At 36.3% G+C, this 17,191-nt stretch carries 16 protein-coding genes; 8 read left to right on the plus strand and 8 right to left on the minus strand.

The annotated features are described in order from the left end of the window. Positions 1-20: 20 nt before the first annotated feature. From ABYT26_RS01825 to ABYT26_RS01850, 6 genes are all read left to right on the plus strand, one after another. A complete protein-coding gene (locus ABYT26_RS01825; RefSeq protein WP_372751179.1) occupies positions 21-1,205 on the plus strand; it encodes an NADH:ubiquinone reductase (Na(+)-transporting) subunit B in 1,185 nt (394 codons plus the stop codon). 19 nt (positions 1,206-1,224) lie between these two features. After that, entirely contained in the window at positions 1,225-1,929 is a 705-nt protein-coding gene (gene nqrC / locus ABYT26_RS01830) for an NADH:ubiquinone reductase (Na(+)-transporting) subunit C (RefSeq protein WP_372751180.1), read from the plus strand. Between the two features lie 7 nt (positions 1,930-1,936). After that, positions 1,937-2,581: an NADH:ubiquinone reductase (Na(+)-transporting) subunit D gene (locus tag ABYT26_RS01835; RefSeq protein ID WP_372751181.1), complete on the plus strand. Its 645-nt coding sequence runs from the start codon at positions 1,937-1,939 to the stop codon at positions 2,579-2,581. A gap of 20 nt (positions 2,582-2,601) precedes the next feature. Then, positions 2,602-3,219, plus strand: coding sequence for an NADH:ubiquinone reductase (Na(+)-transporting) subunit E (gene nqrE, locus ABYT26_RS01840; RefSeq protein ID WP_372751182.1), 618 nt, complete (start codon positions 2,602-2,604; stop codon positions 3,217-3,219). A gap of 151 nt (positions 3,220-3,370) precedes the next feature. After that, on the plus strand, positions 3,371-4,630 hold the full coding sequence (nqrF, locus tag ABYT26_RS01845) for an NADH:ubiquinone reductase (Na(+)-transporting) subunit F (RefSeq protein ID WP_372751183.1): 1,260 nt from the start codon (positions 3,371-3,373) through the stop codon (positions 4,628-4,630). 138 nt (positions 4,631-4,768) lie between these two features. Beyond that, entirely contained in the window at positions 4,769-5,776 is a 1,008-nt protein-coding gene (locus ABYT26_RS01850; protein ID WP_372751184.1) for an FAD:protein FMN transferase, read from the plus strand. A gap of 123 nt (positions 5,777-5,899) precedes the next feature. Here ABYT26_RS01850 and ABYT26_RS01855 read toward each other — a convergent pair whose 3' ends face one another. Then, entirely contained in the window at positions 5,900-6,067 is a 168-nt protein-coding gene (locus tag ABYT26_RS01855) for a hypothetical protein (protein ID WP_372751185.1), read from the minus strand. Positions 6,068-6,160: 93 nt separating this feature from the next. Further along, entirely contained in the window at positions 6,161-6,403 is a 243-nt protein-coding gene (locus ABYT26_RS01860) for a hypothetical protein (RefSeq protein WP_372751186.1), read from the minus strand. Between the two features lie 363 nt (positions 6,404-6,766). Here ABYT26_RS01860 and ABYT26_RS01865 point away from each other — a divergent pair, with 363 nt between their 5' ends. Next, positions 6,767-9,208 (plus strand): thiamine pyrophosphate-dependent enzyme, encoded by a 2,442-nt coding sequence (locus ABYT26_RS01865; protein ID WP_372751187.1) that lies wholly within the window; start codon positions 6,767-6,769, stop codon positions 9,206-9,208. A 262-nt stretch (positions 9,209-9,470) separates the two neighbouring features. On the opposite strand, the gene ABYT26_RS01870 is transcribed toward ABYT26_RS01865, so the two are convergent. Continuing rightward, positions 9,471-11,411 carry a Na+/H+ antiporter NhaC family protein gene (locus ABYT26_RS01870; RefSeq protein ID WP_372751188.1) on the minus strand — a complete coding sequence of 647 codons (1,941 nt, stop codon included), beginning with the start codon at positions 11,409-11,411 and terminating at the stop codon, positions 9,471-9,473. Positions 11,412-11,525: 114 nt separating this feature from the next. Here ABYT26_RS01870 and ABYT26_RS01875 point away from each other — a divergent pair, with 114 nt between their 5' ends. Continuing rightward, positions 11,526-12,152, plus strand: a complete 627-nt coding sequence (locus tag ABYT26_RS01875) for a YqgE/AlgH family protein (RefSeq protein ID WP_372751189.1) — start codon at positions 11,526-11,528, stop codon at positions 12,150-12,152. A 16-nt stretch (positions 12,153-12,168) separates the two neighbouring features. On the opposite strand, the gene ABYT26_RS01880 is transcribed toward ABYT26_RS01875, so the two are convergent. Genes ABYT26_RS01880 through ABYT26_RS01900 form a run of 5 tightly spaced genes read right to left on the minus strand, consistent with a single transcriptional unit; the run spans position 12,169 to position 17,191 of the window. Beyond that, a complete protein-coding gene (locus tag ABYT26_RS01880) occupies positions 12,169-13,020 on the minus strand; it encodes an aminotransferase class IV (protein WP_372751190.1) in 852 nt (283 codons plus the stop codon). 2 nt (positions 13,021-13,022) lie between these two features. Next, positions 13,023-13,520, minus strand: coding sequence for a D-glycero-alpha-D-manno-heptose-1,7-bisphosphate 7-phosphatase (locus ABYT26_RS01885; RefSeq protein WP_372751191.1), 498 nt, complete (start codon positions 13,518-13,520; stop codon positions 13,023-13,025). Between the two features lie 3 nt (positions 13,521-13,523). Continuing rightward, positions 13,524-14,129, minus strand: coding sequence for a rhomboid family intramembrane serine protease (locus tag ABYT26_RS01890; protein WP_372751192.1), 606 nt, complete (start codon positions 14,127-14,129; stop codon positions 13,524-13,526). A 10-nt stretch (positions 14,130-14,139) separates the two neighbouring features. Then, on the minus strand, positions 14,140-16,224 hold the full coding sequence (locus tag ABYT26_RS01895; RefSeq protein WP_372751193.1) for an OmpA family protein: 2,085 nt from the start codon (positions 16,222-16,224) through the stop codon (positions 14,140-14,142). Positions 16,225-16,228: 4 nt separating this feature from the next. Further along, a complete protein-coding gene (locus ABYT26_RS01900; RefSeq protein WP_372751194.1) occupies positions 16,229-17,191 on the minus strand; it encodes a PorP/SprF family type IX secretion system membrane protein in 963 nt (320 codons plus the stop codon).

Genomic DNA, 17,191 nt, shown 5'->3' on the forward strand with positions numbered 1-17,191 from the left:
AAAACGGATAATAATATACAATGAAAGCACTAAGAAAATTTCTTGATAAAAAGAAACCCTTGTTTCAAGAGGGTGGGAAGTTTGCAAAGTTGCAGTCGTCTTTCGAGGCATTTGAAACTTTTCTATTCGTTCCCGATACTACATCCCATAGTGGGACTCACATTAAAGATGCTATTGATTTGAAGCGAACAATGTCAATTGTTGTTATTGCTTTAATTCCAGCATTACTCTTTGGAATTTACAATACAGGATATCAACATTTTTTATCGATAGGCGAAATTGCTAATACCGAATTTTTAGATATCTGCATTTATGGTTTGATCAAAATCCTTCCTATTATTGTTGTTTCCTACGTTGTTGGTTTGGGTATTGAATTTGCCTTTGCGCAAATGCGAGGTCATCAGGTAAACGAAGGTTTCCTGGTTTCTGGAATGCTAATACCTTTAATTATGCCTATTGGAGCTCCTCTTTGGATGGTAGCTGTGTCAACTGCATTTGCTGTTGTAATTGGTAAAGAAGTATTTGGTGGTACAGGAATGAATATTTGGAATCCAGCATTAATTGCTCGTGCATTCTTTTTCTTCGCTTACCCATCAAAAATGTCTGGAGAATCGGTATGGATTGCCGAAAAAGCAGATAGCTTTTCAGGAGCAACACCTTTAGCACATGCTGCTACTTTAGTTGATTCAACAGGTGATGCTGCAAAAAGTATTTTCGATTCGTATCTATCAAATGGATGGAATATGTTTGTTGGATTGATTCCAGGATCAATTGGAGAAACATCGACTATTGCCATTTTAATTGGAGCTGTAATTTTAATAGCAACTGGAATTGGAAGCTGGAAAATTATTGTATCTGTGTTTGCAGGTGGATATGTAATGGGTTTACTTTTCAATTTAATTGGCGGAAATGCTTATATGGAATTGGTTCCTGCATGGCAGCACTTAATTATGGGAGGTTTCGCCTTTGGAGCAGTATTTATGGCTACCGATCCTGTATCTGGATCACAAACCGCTACGGGTAAATACATCTATGGTTTCCTAATTGGTTTCCTTGCGGTATTAATTCGCGTATTAAATGCAGGTTTCCCCGAAGCAATGATGTTGTCAATTCTATTTATGAATACTTTCGCTCCACTTATCGATCATTATGTGGTTCAAAGTAACATCAAACGAAGATTGAAACGAGTTAAGGTGAGTGCTTAATCAAATAATCAACTAGAAAATGAATACTCAAAGCAATACATATACATTTCTTTATGCCGCTATCATGGTGGTCTTAGTTGCTGCGGTTCTTTCTTTTGCTGCTTTGCAACTTAAGCCCCGTCAAACGAGAAATATAGAAATAGAGAAAAAGCAAGACATTTTAAAAGCTGTAAATGTTTTATCTACTCCTGAAAATGCCGAAGAACTTTACGATCAGTATATTGTGAAATCGGTAATCGTAAATTCTGCAGGGGATGTTACTTCAGAAGATAAAAATGAAACTTTTGACGTGGATTTGAAAATCGAGAATAGTAAGGCCGTTGCAGAAAGACAACTTCCTATTTTCTTTTTTAGTAAAGAAGGAGTTGGTGAGAAAATGATTATTCCAATTCGAGGTCGTGGAATGTGGGGCGCTATTTGGGGCTATATAGCTATGGAACCAAACGGAAAAACCATTTATGGTGCTACCTTCGGAAATAAGGGTGAAACTCCTGGTTTAGGAGCAGAAATCTCAAAAGCGGAATTTCAGAAACCTTTTTCAGGAAAGGAAATTTTCGATGAGACAGGAAAGTTCACTTCTTTAGTTTTGGTTAAAGGTGGAGCTGAAGGTCATCCTCACGAATTTGATGCAGTATCGGGTGGTACTGTAACATCAAAAGGTTTGGAAGCCATGCTTCATGATAACCTTAGTAGTTATGAAAAATATTTAAAATCTTCAAAATAAGCACGAGATGAGCGATAAAGAACCATTATTCTCCGCTAAAAATCGGAAATTGCTGAAAAATCCATTGGGAAGCGATAATCCTATTACCGTGCAGGTATTAGGGATTTGTTCCGCATTGGCCGTAACAGCAAAGTTGGAGCCGGCAGTGGTGATGAGCCTTTCGGTTATGGCCGTATTGGCACTTGCTAATGTTATTATTTCATTAATTCGAAATACCATTCCTTCACGTATTCGTATCATTGTTCAACTTGTAATTGTTGCAGCTTTGGTAATTGTTGTCGATCAGGTATTAAAAGCTTTTGCTTATCAGGTAAGCAAACAGTTATCTGTATTCGTAGGTTTAATTATTACCAACTGTATTATTATGGGTCGATTGGAAGCTTTTGCGCTTGGAAACCGCCCTTGGCCTGCCTTCCTTGATGGAATAGGAAATGCTGCTGGTTATGGTTGGATCCTTATTGTTATTGCCTTTTTCCGTGAATTATTAGGATCGGGTTCATTGTATGGATTTAAGGTAATTCCACAAGTATTTTACGATATGGGATACCAAAACAATGGTTTAATGATTCTTCCTCCAATGGCTTTGATTACCGTAGGAATTATTATTTGGGTTCAGAGATCTAGAAATAAATCTTTGATCGAGTCGAATTAATTGTAAAGAAAAATCGAAACATGGAAAATCTGATTAATATATTTATCAAGTCGATTTTTATCGACAACATGGTGTTCGCATTCTTCTTAGGAATGTGTTCGTACTTGGCAGTTTCAAAAACAGTAAAAACTTCGGTTGGACTCGGACTTGCCGTGATATTTGTTTTAGGAATTACCGTTCCTTTAAATTACATGCTAAACAAATACATATTAGTAAGTGGAGCTCTCACTTGGATTGACCCTTCGTTTGCTGATGTTGATTTAAGTTTCTTAAGCTTTATCATGTTTATTGCAGTAATTGCTTCATTGGTGCAACTGGTCGAAATGATCGTTGAAAAATTTGCACCAACATTGTACTCTTCTTTGGGAATCTTTCTTCCATTAATTGCTGTAAACTGTGCAATTTTAGGAGGTTCGCTTTTCATGCAGGAAAGAGACTATGGAACCTTAGCCGAAGCCACTTCTTTTGGTCTTGGATCGGGTCTGGGTTGGTTTCTAGCCATTATCGGTATCGCCGCAATTCGTGAAAAAATTCGTTACTCAAGCATTCCAGCTCCTTTGCGTGGACTTGGAATTACATTTATTGTAACCGGATTAATGGGAATTGCTTTCATGAGCTTTATGGGGATCAAACTCTAAGCTTTTATTTAATTATGAATTATAATTTATGAGTTATAGATATAAATTTTAGAAGAGTCTGTCTTTATGGGAAGGTGAAGTTTTCCTCTATTAGAAATGACTAGTTCTACTTTATAATCGATCATTCATAATTTAAAAAATCAGAATAGAGATGATATTATTAACAACACAGGGAACAGTTATCACCATAAGTATTGTGATTTTCCTACTGGTGATCCTGGTACTGGTTTCTATCCTTTTATATGCAAAAAAGAAACTAACTCCTTCGGGAGAAGTTACTGTTGATATTAATGATGGAAAACTGAAATTGGTTGCAGAACCTGGAAGTTCTCTTTTGGGAACTTTAGGAGCTTCAAAAATATTTTTGCCATCCGCTTGTGGAGGTGGAGGTACTTGTGGAATGTGTAAATGCCAGGTTCATAGTGGAGCCGGTTCTATTTTACCTACCGAAACAGGTTTTTTCACTCGTAAAGAGGCGCAAAACGATTGGCGTTTGGCTTGTCAGGTGAAAGTGAAAGAAGACCTTAGCATGGAAATTCCTCAAGAAATTTTAGGAATTAAGAAATGGGAATGCGAAGTGGTTTCCAATAATAACGTAGCTACCTTTATCAAAGAGTTTGTAGTGAAATTGCCAGAAGGTGAAATTCTTGAATTTAAATCGGGAGGGTACATTCAAATTGATGTTCCTAAAATTGAGGTGGATTTTAAAGACATGGATATCGACGAAGATTATCGTGAAGATTGGAAGAAATTCAATATGTTCGATCTTAAAATGAATAATCCAGAGCCTACTTATCGTGCCTATTCAATGGCAAACCATCCTGCCGAAGGAAACATTGTAATGCTGAACATTCGTATTGCTACTCCTCCTTTCGATCGTGTAAACGGTGGATGGATGAAAGTGAATCCTGGAATTTGTTCTTCCTTTATTTTCTCTCGTAAACCAGGCGATAAAGTTACCGTTTCAGGACCTTATGGTGAGTTCTTTATTAAAGAAACCAACAACGAGATGATGTTTATTGGTGGTGGTGCTGGTATGGCTCCAATGCGTTCTCACATCTTCCATATGTTTCACACTGTGAAAACAGGCCGTAAAGCTACTTTCTGGTATGGTGCTCGTTCTTTAAAAGAAGTTTTCTATGCCGAGCAATTCGATGCAATTGCAGCTAAATTTCCTAATTTCGAATGGCACCTGGCTTTATCTGAGCCTCAGCCTGAAGACAATTGGGAAGGACCAACCGGATTTATTCACCAGGTGATTTACGACAACTATTTGGTTAAACACGAAGAACCAGAAGATGTTGAATACTACCTTTGTGGACCTCCAATGATGAATTCAGCAGTCACTAGCATGTTGTATGAATTGGGTGTACCCGATGAAATGGTTGAATATGATGATTTTGGATCTTAATCCGACCAACTAAAATAAACGATTCATCGAATCAAGATAAAAGCAAGCCTCGAATTTTCGAGGCTTGTTTGTTTTTAGCAACTTGTGTAAATTTGCTAACAATTACAATGTACTTCCAATTCCAAACACATTATACTCATGAGAAAAAGTTTGAATTTATTGATCTTTTTTTGTGTTCTAGGTTTTTCATCTTGCCAATCCGATCAATCGAAATATTATTTCGACGAAGGTCAGATATTTGGAACCTTTTATCACATCACTTACGAGCCTTCTGCCGAAGGTAATTTACACGATGCAATACTTGCCCGAATGAATGAATTCGATCTCTCTCTGTCTACCTATAAGCCAGAATCGGTTATTTCACGTGTGAATACCAACGATACAAGTTTGGTTCTCGATCATTATTTCATTACCACCTTCAAAAGAGGGGAAGAAATATCTAGAATTACCAATGGAGCTTTCGACATGACTGTTGCTCCCTTAGTTAATGCTTGGGGGTTTGGATTTAAAAATAAGTTGGATCCCGAACAGATTCCTGTTGATAGTCTTTTGCAGGTGGTTGGTTATGAAAAAGTGAGGTTAATCGATGGAAAAATTGTAAAAAGTGATCCTCGAATCATGTTTGATGCAAGTGCCATTGCCAAAGGATATGGAGTGGATGTAGTTGCTGATTTGCTCGAAGAAAAAGGTGTGAACAATTATATGGTAGAAATTGGTGGCGAAATTCGGGCCAAAGGGAAAAATGCTAAAGGCAGAACCTGGAGAGTAGGAATCGATCGTCCTATTGATGATCCTTCCAGTTTGTCGAGAGAAATACAGGAAGTAATAGAGTTGGAAAATGGTGCCTTAGCAACTTCCGGAAATTATCGTCAGTTTTACATTAAGGATGGGAAAAAATATGCCCACACCATCGATCCTCGCATCGGGTATCCTGTTCAACATAGCCTTCTTTCTGCTTCGGTGTTCGCTCCCGATTGTATTTCGGCAGATGCGTATGCAACTAGTTTTATGGTGTTGGGCTTGGAAAAAAGTATCGAGTTAGTCGAGAAGGATTCGCTTTTGGAAGCTTATTTTATTTACAATGATTCATTGGGGAATTACCAAACTTATGCGACAGAAAATCTAAAGGCTTCCATAATAAAATAGAATATTATAATTGCAAAATTAAAGGCAAAATTATCGGTTTTCTGATTCCCGAGGCCTGGAGATTATATAGTTGTTATGAAATAATACAAACAACAGAAAACAAAAAACCGATAATGCAATTTCTTACTTATTGTCACAATTTTCCTGATCAGGAGTAGAACAGCTACAAGAACCACAACTACCTCCAGTGAATTTTGCATTCTTATCGAAAAGCATTTTAACGCCCAGTCCAACAAAAGCAAGAACCAGCAAGAAAAGTGATACAAGTAATATCTTAAAAAATACTGCCATTTTAATTTAGATTTAATTAAGCTATGTGATAGTAGATACGTTGATACTTGTAAAGGGTTAGAAATCTGATCGGAAAATTAAGCTTATTTCTGTTTATAAAGATTTTAACTCTTTGTTTACAAGACTAACTTGTTTGAATTGAAGGGACTTTCTAGCTTTTGCTTGTTCCATTTTATCTTGTGATGTAGCACAACCTATTCCTTTTTTCTTTAATTCTTTATTATTGCCAATATGTAATTCAGGAAACTGTCCATTTTTTTTAATTAAAATAGAAACTGCAAATCCAGCAAAACAGATTGCCAAAAGTACTATTGTTATGAGTAAGACTGTTATCATTTGAATATCTATTAGCTCCTTTAGTTAAAATTAGTGAGTGATATTTCACTCCAAAAACACCTACAAGAATATACTGAGTATAGTTGCACAAACATCTTTGTCTCAATTAAATTCGGTAGATGAATTAATTGGTATTTACACAATTAATTTGGGTGTAAAGATATCATTTAGCCGGTATTCTTCCAAACAAAAAGAGATTTTAAGGTCTGTAAATACTTGGGTGATGTCTTCTTATTTAGAATAATTCTTGCTAAATTTGATGTGAATTTAACTGAATGACATTCTGTTAAATATAAACACTCATATATTTTTGTTTTCAAAGCATAGAGTTTTTCTTTGAAGACTTAATCTCATAAAATATACATGTCAGAAATGGTAAAAGAAGATAAGGAGACAAGAGAGAATTTGTCGTTCAATGATTTTACATCTGAAGTTCTTAAAGATTATCGCATTGCCAATTTAAGTCGCCAGTTAAGTATTTGGGGTCGAAAAGAAGTTCTAAATGGCAAAGCCAAATTTGGAATTTTTGGCGATGGAAAAGAGGTGGCTCAAATAGCAATGGCTAAAGCTTATCAGAATGGTGATTGGCGTTCTGGATACTATCGCGATCAAACCTTTATGCTTGCCTCTGGAATGTTGTCAAGTGAAGAATTTTTTGCCCAGTTATTTGGCGAAACACAATTGGATAAAAATCCGGCAAATGGCGGACGTTTAATGAATAACCATTATGCAAGTAGGAGTTTAAATGCCGATGGTAGCTGGAAAAATTTGACTCAACAGAAAAATTCTTCTGCCGACATTTCACCAACAGCCGGGCAAATGCCTAGATTGCTGGGCTTGGCCTATGCATCAAAACTTTTTAGAGATAATAGTGCACTGCATAATTTCACCGATTTTTCGGATAAAGGAAACGAAGTAGCCTTTGGAACCATTGGTGATTCGAGTACATCGGAAGGTCACTTTTGGGAAACGATAAATGCTGCAGGTGTTCTTCAAGTGCCTATGGCTATGAGTGTTTGGGATGATGGATGGGGAATTTCGGTTCCTAATAAATACCAAACAACAAAATCAAATATTTCTGAAGTTCTAAAAGGCTTCGAGCAAGATGAAACCAGCGATGGTTACCTAATTTATAAAGCCAAAGGATGGGACTATCCTTCGCTTTGCAAAATGTATTTGGAAGGAGTTGAACTTTGTCGTAAAAATCATGTGCCGGTCCTTTTTCATGTTAGCGAAATGACCCAACCTTTGGGGCATTCAACTTCCGGATCGCACGAGCGTTATAAATCAAAAGAACGTTTGAATTGGGAAGATGAATACGATCCGATTCGTAAAATGAGAGAATGGATTCTATCCATGGAATTGAGTGATGAAAAGACCTTGGATGAAATTGAAGCTGATGCTCTACGAGAAGTAAAAGAAGCAAGAAATACTGCCTGGAAAAATTATTCTGAGCCGATACAAAAAGAGCGTGATGCTTTAATTGAATTGGTGAAAAATGCAGGTTGCGATTGCAAGAAAACCGAACAAATTGAACAAATTGTTAGCGATTTAAAGAAAATTATCCATCCGGTTCGAAAAGATAATTTTACAGCGGCCAAGAAAATTTTGCGTTTTATTTGTAGCTCATGTGATAGCTACAAACCATTAAAATCCAATTTGCAATCGTGGCTTAAAAGTTCTTTAGCGGAAAATCATGAACGATATAGCAGTCATTTGTATAGCGAGACTGATTTGAAAGTTCAGAACGTTAAATCTTGTCCACCTCTTTATTCCAAAGAGTCAAAAATTGTGAATGGCCGGGAGGTTTTGCGTGATAATTTCGATCAACTATTCAACAAATATCCTTTGCTGCTTACTTTTGGAGAAGATACAGGCTTTATGGGGGGAGTGAACCAGAGTTTGGAGGGAATGCAAAAAAAATATGGAGCACTTCGAGTTACAGATACTGGTATTCGCGAGGCGACTATTCTAGGTCAGGGAATTGGCTTGGCCACAAGGGGTTTGCGTCCCATTGCCGAAATACAATATTTTGATTATTTGCTGTATGCCTTACAAACCATGAGTGACGATTTGGCAACTCTACAATATAGAACCAAAGGAGGGCAAAAAGCTCCTGTAATTATTCGTACCCGAGGACATCGATTGGAAGGAATTTGGCATTCAGGTTCTCCTCTTAGCATGGTTATTAATTCCATTCGAGGCATTCATGTTTGTGTACCTCGAAACATGACGCAGGCAGCGGGCTTTTACAATACTCTTTTGCAGTCGGATGAACCAGCTTTGGTGATTGAACCTTTAAATGGATATCGGCTGAAAGAGAAAATGCCTGATAATTTGGGCGATTTTAATACACCATTGGGTATTCCTGAGGTATTAGAGGATGGTTCTGATATTACCTTGGTAACTTACGGGTCTTGTGTTCGAATAGCTGAAGATGCTGTAAAGCAATTAAGGGATTTTAATATTTCAGTTGAATTGATTGATGTACAGACTTTACTTCCCTTTGATATTCATAGTCGAATTTTGAAATCGGTAAAGAAAACTAACAGAATCGTATTTTTCGATGAGGATGTGCCTGGTGGAGCAAGTGCTTTTATGATGCAGAAAGTTTTGGAGGAACAGAATGCCTACTATTATTTGGATTCGGAACCTAGAACAATAACCGCAAAAGATCATCGACCAGCATATGGTACCGATGGAGATTATTTTTCTAATCCTAATGCCGAGGATGTATTCGAGATTATCTACGACATGATGAGAGAATCAAATCCTCAAAAATTTCCTTCTATTTATACGGATTAAGAAATACTATTTTTTCAGACTAAAAAGACTGAGTGTTATGAACTGCACCCCAAATGTTGTGTCCAACTTTTGGGGTGCAGTTCATTAGTTCACTTAGTCTTTTCTTTTTTGAATGTGATTTGCTGACAAATAGTACCATTTAGTAAATGTGGTTTATTGCAATTCGTAAGATATTTGGATACGAAAAACAAGCCAATTCAAAGAAGTAGGCAATAGATATAGGAACTTGGTCGAGTTTCCTATAGGCAATTATTTATTCTAATTACTCCAATTTAACTTCTTTCCCAAAGAATCTAATAATAAGGTATAGTAGTATAAATCCCAAAGGAATTAAAATCCAGGATGATACTCCATAAGCAGCAGGAAGTAGGCCTGCAAAAATAGCTACCGAACCAACAGTTAGCGCGTAAGGTAATTGGGTGCGAACATGTTCAATATGATTACATGAACTTGCTAGCGAACTAAGAATGGTTGTATCGGAAATTGGAGAGCAGTGGTCGCCTAGAACCGAACCCGCAAGTATGGCCGAAACAGTAATGTAGAAAATATTCATACTTTCTATATCGTTCATTCCCGAGGAATGACATACCGCCCACGAAGCTGGTAAGATAAGAGGATATAGAATGGCCATTGTTCCCCACGAAGAACCAGTTGAAAAAGCAATTAATGCCGAGAGAATAAATGTAAAAGTAGGCAATAAAAGGGGTGAGAAATTACTGGCAATTAGTAGGTTTGAAATAAATTCTGCAGTATGCATATCTTTGGTAATATCGGCCAAAGCCCAGGCCAGAACCAAAATAAGAATTGCTGTTAGCATGGTTTTAAAGCCACTAACTAGGGCTTCCACAGCTTTAGTTAGGCTAAGTATTCTTTGTATCACACTAAGGCCTATGGCCACTACAACTGCCGAAAGAGATGACCATAAAAGTGCAAGATAGGAATTTGAATTGCCAATGATATGAGATAGCTTTGTGCCGAACTCCAGGTTTGGATTGTTCCAAACATCCTGATTCCAACCTGTATAAAGCAATCCTGCAAAGGTTCCAAAAATGACAATTAAAACAGGAATACCTGCATTGTACCAGCGAGTGGGAGTGTTTTCCTCAATTTCCAAATCTTTTAATTCTTCAGATTCACTTTCTTTATTCGCCACATCTGTGGAGGAGGAGCTTTGTCTGCATTTTTGTTCAGCTTTTAGCATCGGACCGAAATCTTTCTTCATGAGAATCAGCATTAAAATAAAGAAGAGGGTGAAAAATGAGTAAAAGCGAGTGGGAAGAGAATTCAGAAAAATACTATATGGACTTTCATCTATATTTATTTGGGTAGCTGCCGCCTGAATGTAGCTTAATTCAATGCCAATCCAGGTAGTAATCATGGCGATTGACACCACAGGAGCAGCAGTTGAGTCAACAATGTAAGCTAGTTTTTCTCGCGATATTTTTAATCTATCGCTTACAGGTCGCATGGTATTTCCAACAATCAAAGTGTTTGCATAATCATCAAAGAAAATAAGAATACCTAATAGCCAACTTATAAATTGCCCCGATCGAGGGCTTTTTGCAAATTTCGAAAGGAGGTTAACTATTCCTTGCATACCCCCATTTTTGGTAATTACATTCACCATGCCGCCTATTAGCATGGAGAAAAGAATAATGGCAATATGATCACTATTGGCTAATGATTGAAGGAGATAGGTGTCGGAAATGGCAAATAAAGCTTTAAAAAAGGCTGTAAAAAGGGAGGCTTCCTGGTAGGAATAAATGATTAGGGTTCCCGAAAAAAGACCGATGAATAAGGCGGAATAAACTTCTTTGAAAAATAGTGCCATTAGAATGGCAATGAGTGGGGGAAGTATAGACAGCCATAGAGGAATTGGGTGAATTATTTTGGAAAATTGCTTATCCTGAACCTTGATGCTGATCTTTTGTTTCCCAGTAAAAACATGGTGAAATAGGATTTGTTGATTTTCAATTTCAGCATGAATACTTTCTTGATTCACCTGAATCCAAACACTATCATTAACACTTGTAGTATCCATCGAAATGGCAATTTCGGTAGGAATATCTGAGACAATAATTGTAGGGAATTCAACTTTTAATTTTCCACTTTTATTACTTGCTATTTGAACAGTGGAATTTGCTAAAAAGGGAATGCAACAGAAAAGAAATAGAAGTAAGCCAGCTTTAATTTGGTTATGCATAGGATAAATTTTAGGGGAGCACAAATATAATGAATTTGCTTTCTTATTGCTAATTGATTTCATGGAGTAGAATACAATTCTTATTCATAAAAATATTTTTTAACTGCATAAAATGTGTTATTTTGGATTTACAAAACAATTGGAAATACCGTGGATAGTACATCAGATTTTTTTAGAATAGAGAAGAATAATATTGAACCTGAAAAAGGAAAAGTATTAATTGCTGAGCCTTTTTTGGAAGGTCGATACTTTAAGCGCTCGCTGGTTTTGCTTACTGAATGTAACAAACATGGTGCGGTTGGTTTGGTTTTAAATAAACCAATTAATTTAAGTGTAGATGAAGCACTTATTTCTGTTGCTAATTTCAAAGGTTCTGTTTATGTTGGCGGTCCTGTTGATCCAAATCATATTTATTTTCTGCATACTATTCCCGATTTACTTCCGAATAGTATTCATATATTCAATGGATTGTATTGGGGAGGAGATTTTGAAGTGTTAAAGAATTTGATTGGGCAAAAGCGGATTCTTCCAGATCAGATTCGGTTTTTTGCAGGATATGCTGGTTGGGGTGCTGGTCAGTTGAACGATGAAATTAATGAGAATTCGTGGCTGGTAAGTCAACTCGAAGTAGATGAAATTATGAATTGTGATAATGAAAAATTATGGGAGAAATCACTAAGAAAAATGGGTGGACGATATAAAATGTGGTCTAATTTCCCTGAAAATCCAGGTATGAATTAGGCTTTTTATTGACTCTTTAGGCAAAAGCTTTTCGATTTAATTCTTCTATTAATAATTTTGCCGTTTTGTTAAAATATCTCCTTTCTTTATAGGCAACTACCCATTGAATACCATGAATTGCATTGGTCAGGAACAGTTCATCAGCATTTAAAAGATGATCTGGCGTTATTGTACAATCATCGAAAACAGTTAGGTTTAGATTCACTGCAGCTTCAATAATTTGTTCTCTCATTATGCCAGAAACACAACCACTCTCAATGGAAGGAGTTAGCAGATTTCCATTCTTAACTACAAATAGGTTTGAGCTTGTACTTTCCACAATATGTCCTCTGTCGTTTAGTAAGATACAATCGTCCCAATTCATTTTTTTACGATAATTGGCAGCAAGAATAAAAGGTAGAGAGTTACCGGTTTTAAAACGAGATATGAGGTTTTGCGATTTTCTAATTTGATCGTAAATTCCAATCTTTAATCCTTTTCGATTTAGTATATATTGGGCGTTTTCAAGAACCGACGTTTCGATAAGATAAGAAATAGAATTGTCAACTGGGCTATACAATCCACCATCTTTCCTAAAAATACTAAGGCGAATCCGTGTGCCAGCAAAGGCCTTATTCTTATTGATTAAAAAATTAATGTTGCTTTTCATTCGTCCCTTAAATTCAGAAGGAACGATCATGTCTAGGGCTTCCATCCCGTGTATTAATCGGTCCAAATGTTCTGACAGAAATTGAATTTCAGTTCCATTTGAATGGATGCTTTCAAATAGAGAATCTCCATAACGAAATGCCCGATTTTCTGCTCCAAACAGCAATTCATCTTTTGAGTATAGTTTTCCGTCTAAACAAACTTTTTCAGGACTAGTCATGCTTATATTTCTCCTTTTATTATTTGATTACAATAGGTGCTAATATTTTCGTTGGAATCAATTTTTATCCCTTTTACACCTGCCGCTTCTGCTGCTTGAATATCTCTGGGACTATCGCCAATCATGTACGATTTACTAGCATCAATCTGATACTCTTTAATGGCTTTGTTTAGGAAGTAAGGACTGGGTTTCCGACAATTGCATTTTTGTACACTATCGTGATGAGGACAAAAGTAAATCTTTTTAATTTGTATATTTTCCTTCTCGAGCAAAGAAAGTAAATGATTATGAAGGATTTCTACATCGGTCTCGGTATAAATTCCTTTTGCAATACCTCCCTGATTGCTAACAATAAATAGGAGATAGCCAGCCTTCGAAATTTTTTGAAGGGCAGGTATGATCCCATCATTAATAATAAAATCATCTATTTTATAAATGTAATAATGTCCTACGTCAGAGTTTATTACACCGTCACGATCTAGGAAAAGCGCTTTTTGCATATTCTAAAAATTAAGAATCTGCTGCAAAAATAAGGAGAATAATTGGGGTTTAATAAGGATGGGAAATACAAATCCGAAAAGTGCACCGTAAAAATGAGCACTATGCCCTATATTATCTACGTTTTTTTTACTCATATAGTACGAATAATAAAGGTATAATAAGGCAAAAATGATTCCAGGTATCGGAATAAAAAACAGGAAGTATATTTTCTCGAGAGGAGCGAAAAAGATGGTGGCAAATACGATGGCCGAGGTAGCTCCCGAAGCACCAACAGCATTGTAATGGTAATTGTCGCGATGTATGTGCAAATCGTAAAGAGTTGAAAATATCAACGAGCCAACATACAAGAGTACGAAGTAGATAAGAGCAGAAGCTCCAAAATAGTAGCTGAAGTAGCTTTCCAATGCTCTTCCGAAAAAGAAAAGAACCACCATATTAACGAGTAAATGATCCCAGTTGGCGTGAAGAAAACCATAGGTAAAAATTCGATACCATTGGTTTCTTTTACGTATTTGATAGGCGTTAAATTGGTATTTGTACAAAATCTCAATCCTGTTAAAGGCAGCCATCGAGACTAATACGTTAATTGCAATTATGATAATGGTCATTGTTTGTAACTTAAAATGCTTCAGTTAATCTTATCACTAGTGCCGATCGGCCAGAGTTAAAACCTCCTGATTTAAATTGTACACGATTTGGAGTTATGCCTTTCGAAATAACATATTCCGAAGCTACTTCAGCTCTTTTTTCACAAAGAACTTTGTTCTCTTTTTTACCTTTATTAAGAGTAGTGTAGCCATGTATTTCAACTAAAATATGGGGATTTACTTTAAGTAAACCGGCTAAATTATCGAGTTCAGCAATGGTTTTTTGAGTAAGTTCCCACGAGTTCGATGCATATTCAACTCCATAAAGTTCCATGTTCTGATTCGGCGACAATTTTTGCAGTTCTATTTGCTCAAATTTATTCGGCTGATACTTAAAATTAGGAATCACTTTTGTAAAATATCCTTCTTTCTGAATGATGATATTGTATTGAGTCGAGGGATCAATTTCTTGCGAAAAGTCGCCATAATTATCGCTTAAACAAAACAATTCACTCTTGTAGGTTTGATTAATGATTTGGATGTTACACTCTTTGATAGAACGAGCTGAGAATTGATCGATTATGTTGCCATTTAATTGAACCCACTGGGTTGTATCCAGAGATATATTTAATTGTTTTGGGCTCATTTCATTTGCTTGTGAAAAGTAAAGTATACGCTTGGTTTTGTAACCTGCTTTACTCACAATTAAACTGTAATTTTTCCCCTTAAAAATATCAAAAGAGAAAAGTCCATCTTCATTGCTAAGTGTAGTTTTTTCTTTCGAAAGATTTTCCATGAGAGTAATCTCAACATCTTTTACAGGTTTTTTGGTGTCTTTAGCCAGTAATCGACCATTTAAACTTTGTATTTTTTCCGGGTTTTGCTGAAACTCAAACATATCATCGCTTCCATTTCTGTTGGAAGAGAAGTAACCAATGTTTTTATTCTTTTTTACGATGTATCCAAAATCATCTTTTGAAGAATTAAAGGGAGGTCCCAAATTTACGGGATAAGTCCATTCATTCTGATCAAATATAGATTTAAATATATCCAAACCTCCAAATCCAATGTGTCCATCGGAAGCAAAGTAAAGGTAGCCATCTTCGGCAATAAAGGGGAACATTTCGTTACCTTCACTATTAATAGCAGGGCCGCAATTTATTGGACGACTCCAGGTGAAACCTAATTTTTGGCAAACATAGATATCCGTTCCTCCATAGCCTCCATCCATATTCGAAATAAAATAAAGAAGTCTTCCGTCTGCAGATATTGTCGGATGCCCGATTGAATAATTTTGTCCCGAAAATTGAAACAATTCAGCTTTATCCCAGTCAGAGCCATTGTATCTTGCCGTGTACAAGTTCAATTCTGATTTTCCTTGTAGGTTTAGATTTCCTTTGTTTCGAGTGAAGAAAATAAATTTTTCATTCGAGCTCAAACAGGCTGGTCCTTCGTGATATTTAGTATTAAAGTCGTCAGAAAAAGTTTCTGGTTGCAAAAAATGATCACCGGATTTTTTCGAAAAGTAAAGATCCAAAAAGTATTCTCCCGATCGGCCATCTACTTGTTTGGAGCTACTATTTTTTCGTCCCGATACGAAGATTAGTCCATCTTTGTAGAAAGCAGAAGCAAAGTCGGATTGGGGTGAATTAATCGAAAGTGATTTTAAGAGGTAAAGTTGATTGTCTTGCAATTCATTAATTAAGTTGCAAGAAAGAATTAATTGCTCAACATTCTTGTCGTCAGGTTGTAGTGTGGCATACTTTTTAAAGAAAATTTTGGCTTTATCGTAGTTGCGGAATCTTTTTAGCAAATTGGCATATTCCAAATAATCATTCGCATTAGCTTTTGGATTGGATACAATATTCTCTAGAAGATAGTTAGCTTCACTATCTTTCTGTGTTTGGAGGTAGCAGTGGGCAAGTTTTCTTTTGATGGCAATATCATCTGAATTTTCCAAGTGCTTTTGATAGTAGTTAATTGCTGCAGCAAACTCTTTGTTATCGTAAAGACGATCTGCTTTCTGTATTTGCTGATTTTGCGCTAAAGAGGAAGTAATACCACTTAGCAAAAGGGCAATAACTAATAGAAAATATGAGATTTGACTTCTATTCATATTACTAGAAATATCTGGGTGACGTAATCTGGCTTTTTCGTAAGGATAAATTGTAATTTAGTATTATTTCATGAGTTGTATTGCTATTTGAAGTAGAATTTCCGAAAGATTTTTCATAAGAGTAGGAAAATTTCATTTTTTGATTGAACTGATAGCCTAGCAATGCTGCCCAACTACTGTCGCTTCGGTAACCAGCACCTGCCGAAATACCACTTTCATGTTCAAAATCGAGGTTTACACTTAGTAAGTTGGATGTTTTTTGAGAGCCAACAAAAAAGATAGAGGGAGAAAAATCAATTTCCTGATTAAGAGATTTTTTGATTCCTGCACCAAGATAGTAGAAGGTCGATTCGGCGTCAAAACTCATGTTGTTTGAAATACCTCCTGTAGAAATTTGATCGTTGGTAAGAAGTCGAGGAATGGATAAGCTCAAATAATAGTCGGGAGTGTAGTAGTAGAAACCCAAACCAAAATTAGGAACCCAACTCGATTCGGTACCATCCGAGACAATAGGGTCGGATGCGCTGATCTCCGAGTTTATATAAGGATCGTAGAAGGTTAAATCTCCCCAATTGTATTGTTTGTGAATAAATCCTGCTTGCAGTCCCATGGATAAATTTCCTTTGAACCCAATTTGAATGTGATAGCCATAATTGATGAAAATTGCCACGTCGGATTGAATGCCAAGCTTGTTGTTGTAGGCTACAATACCCAGACCAGAATTGGTGTAATTTATAGGAGCTTGAAATGAAAGAGATGCTGTCTCTGGAGCTCCTTCAATATCAACCCATTGTTTTCGATAGCCTAAAACGCCTTCCATAAAACCTGTAGTTCCAGCATAGGCTGGATTGTAAAAAAGTTGATTGGCTTTGTAATTTGAAAAACGAATTTCTTCTTGTGCCTGCGAATTCGTGAAACACATAAAAACAAAAAGAGAAAAAAAAGTGAATTTTAAGATGTGTTCCAT

This window comes from Labilibaculum sp., from assembly GCF_041595635.1.
Classification (GTDB): Bacteria; Bacteroidota; Bacteroidia; order Bacteroidales; family Marinifilaceae; genus Labilibaculum.

Coding starts and splice junctions, on each gene's coding strand:
- nqrF (WP_372751183.1), top strand. CDS start 3,371: ATGATATTATTAACAACACAGGGAACAGTTATCACCATAAGTATTGTG.
- ABYT26_RS01825 (WP_372751179.1), top strand. CDS start 21: ATGAAAGCACTAAGAAAATTTCTTGATAAAAAGAAACCCTTGTTTCAA.
- nqrE (WP_372751182.1), top strand. CDS start 2,602: ATGGAAAATCTGATTAATATATTTATCAAGTCGATTTTTATCGACAAC.
- ABYT26_RS01880 (WP_372751190.1), bottom strand. CDS start 13,020: ATGACTAGTCCTGAAAAAGTTTGTTTAGACGGAAAACTATACTCAAAA.
- nqrC (WP_372751180.1), top strand. CDS start 1,225: ATGAATACTCAAAGCAATACATATACATTTCTTTATGCCGCTATCATG.
- ABYT26_RS01870 (WP_372751188.1), bottom strand. CDS start 11,411: ATGCATAACCAAATTAAAGCTGGCTTACTTCTATTTCTTTTCTGTTGC.
- ABYT26_RS01900 (WP_372751194.1), bottom strand. CDS start 17,191: ATGGAACACATCTTAAAATTCACTTTTTTTTCTCTTTTTGTTTTTATG.
- ABYT26_RS01865 (WP_372751187.1), top strand. CDS start 6,767: ATGTCAGAAATGGTAAAAGAAGATAAGGAGACAAGAGAGAATTTGTCG.
- ABYT26_RS01835 (WP_372751181.1), top strand. CDS start 1,937: ATGAGCGATAAAGAACCATTATTCTCCGCTAAAAATCGGAAATTGCTG.
- ABYT26_RS01860 (WP_372751186.1), bottom strand. CDS start 6,403: ATGATAACAGTCTTACTCATAACAATAGTACTTTTGGCAATCTGTTTT.
- ABYT26_RS01850 (WP_372751184.1), top strand. CDS start 4,769: ATGAGAAAAAGTTTGAATTTATTGATCTTTTTTTGTGTTCTAGGTTTT.
- ABYT26_RS01855 (WP_372751185.1), bottom strand. CDS start 6,067: ATGGCAGTATTTTTTAAGATATTACTTGTATCACTTTTCTTGCTGGTT.
- ABYT26_RS01890 (WP_372751192.1), bottom strand. CDS start 14,129: ATGACCATTATCATAATTGCAATTAACGTATTAGTCTCGATGGCTGCC.
- ABYT26_RS01885 (WP_372751191.1), bottom strand. CDS start 13,520: ATGCAAAAAGCGCTTTTCCTAGATCGTGACGGTGTAATAAACTCTGAC.
- ABYT26_RS01895 (WP_372751193.1), bottom strand. CDS start 16,224: ATGAATAGAAGTCAAATCTCATATTTTCTATTAGTTATTGCCCTTTTG.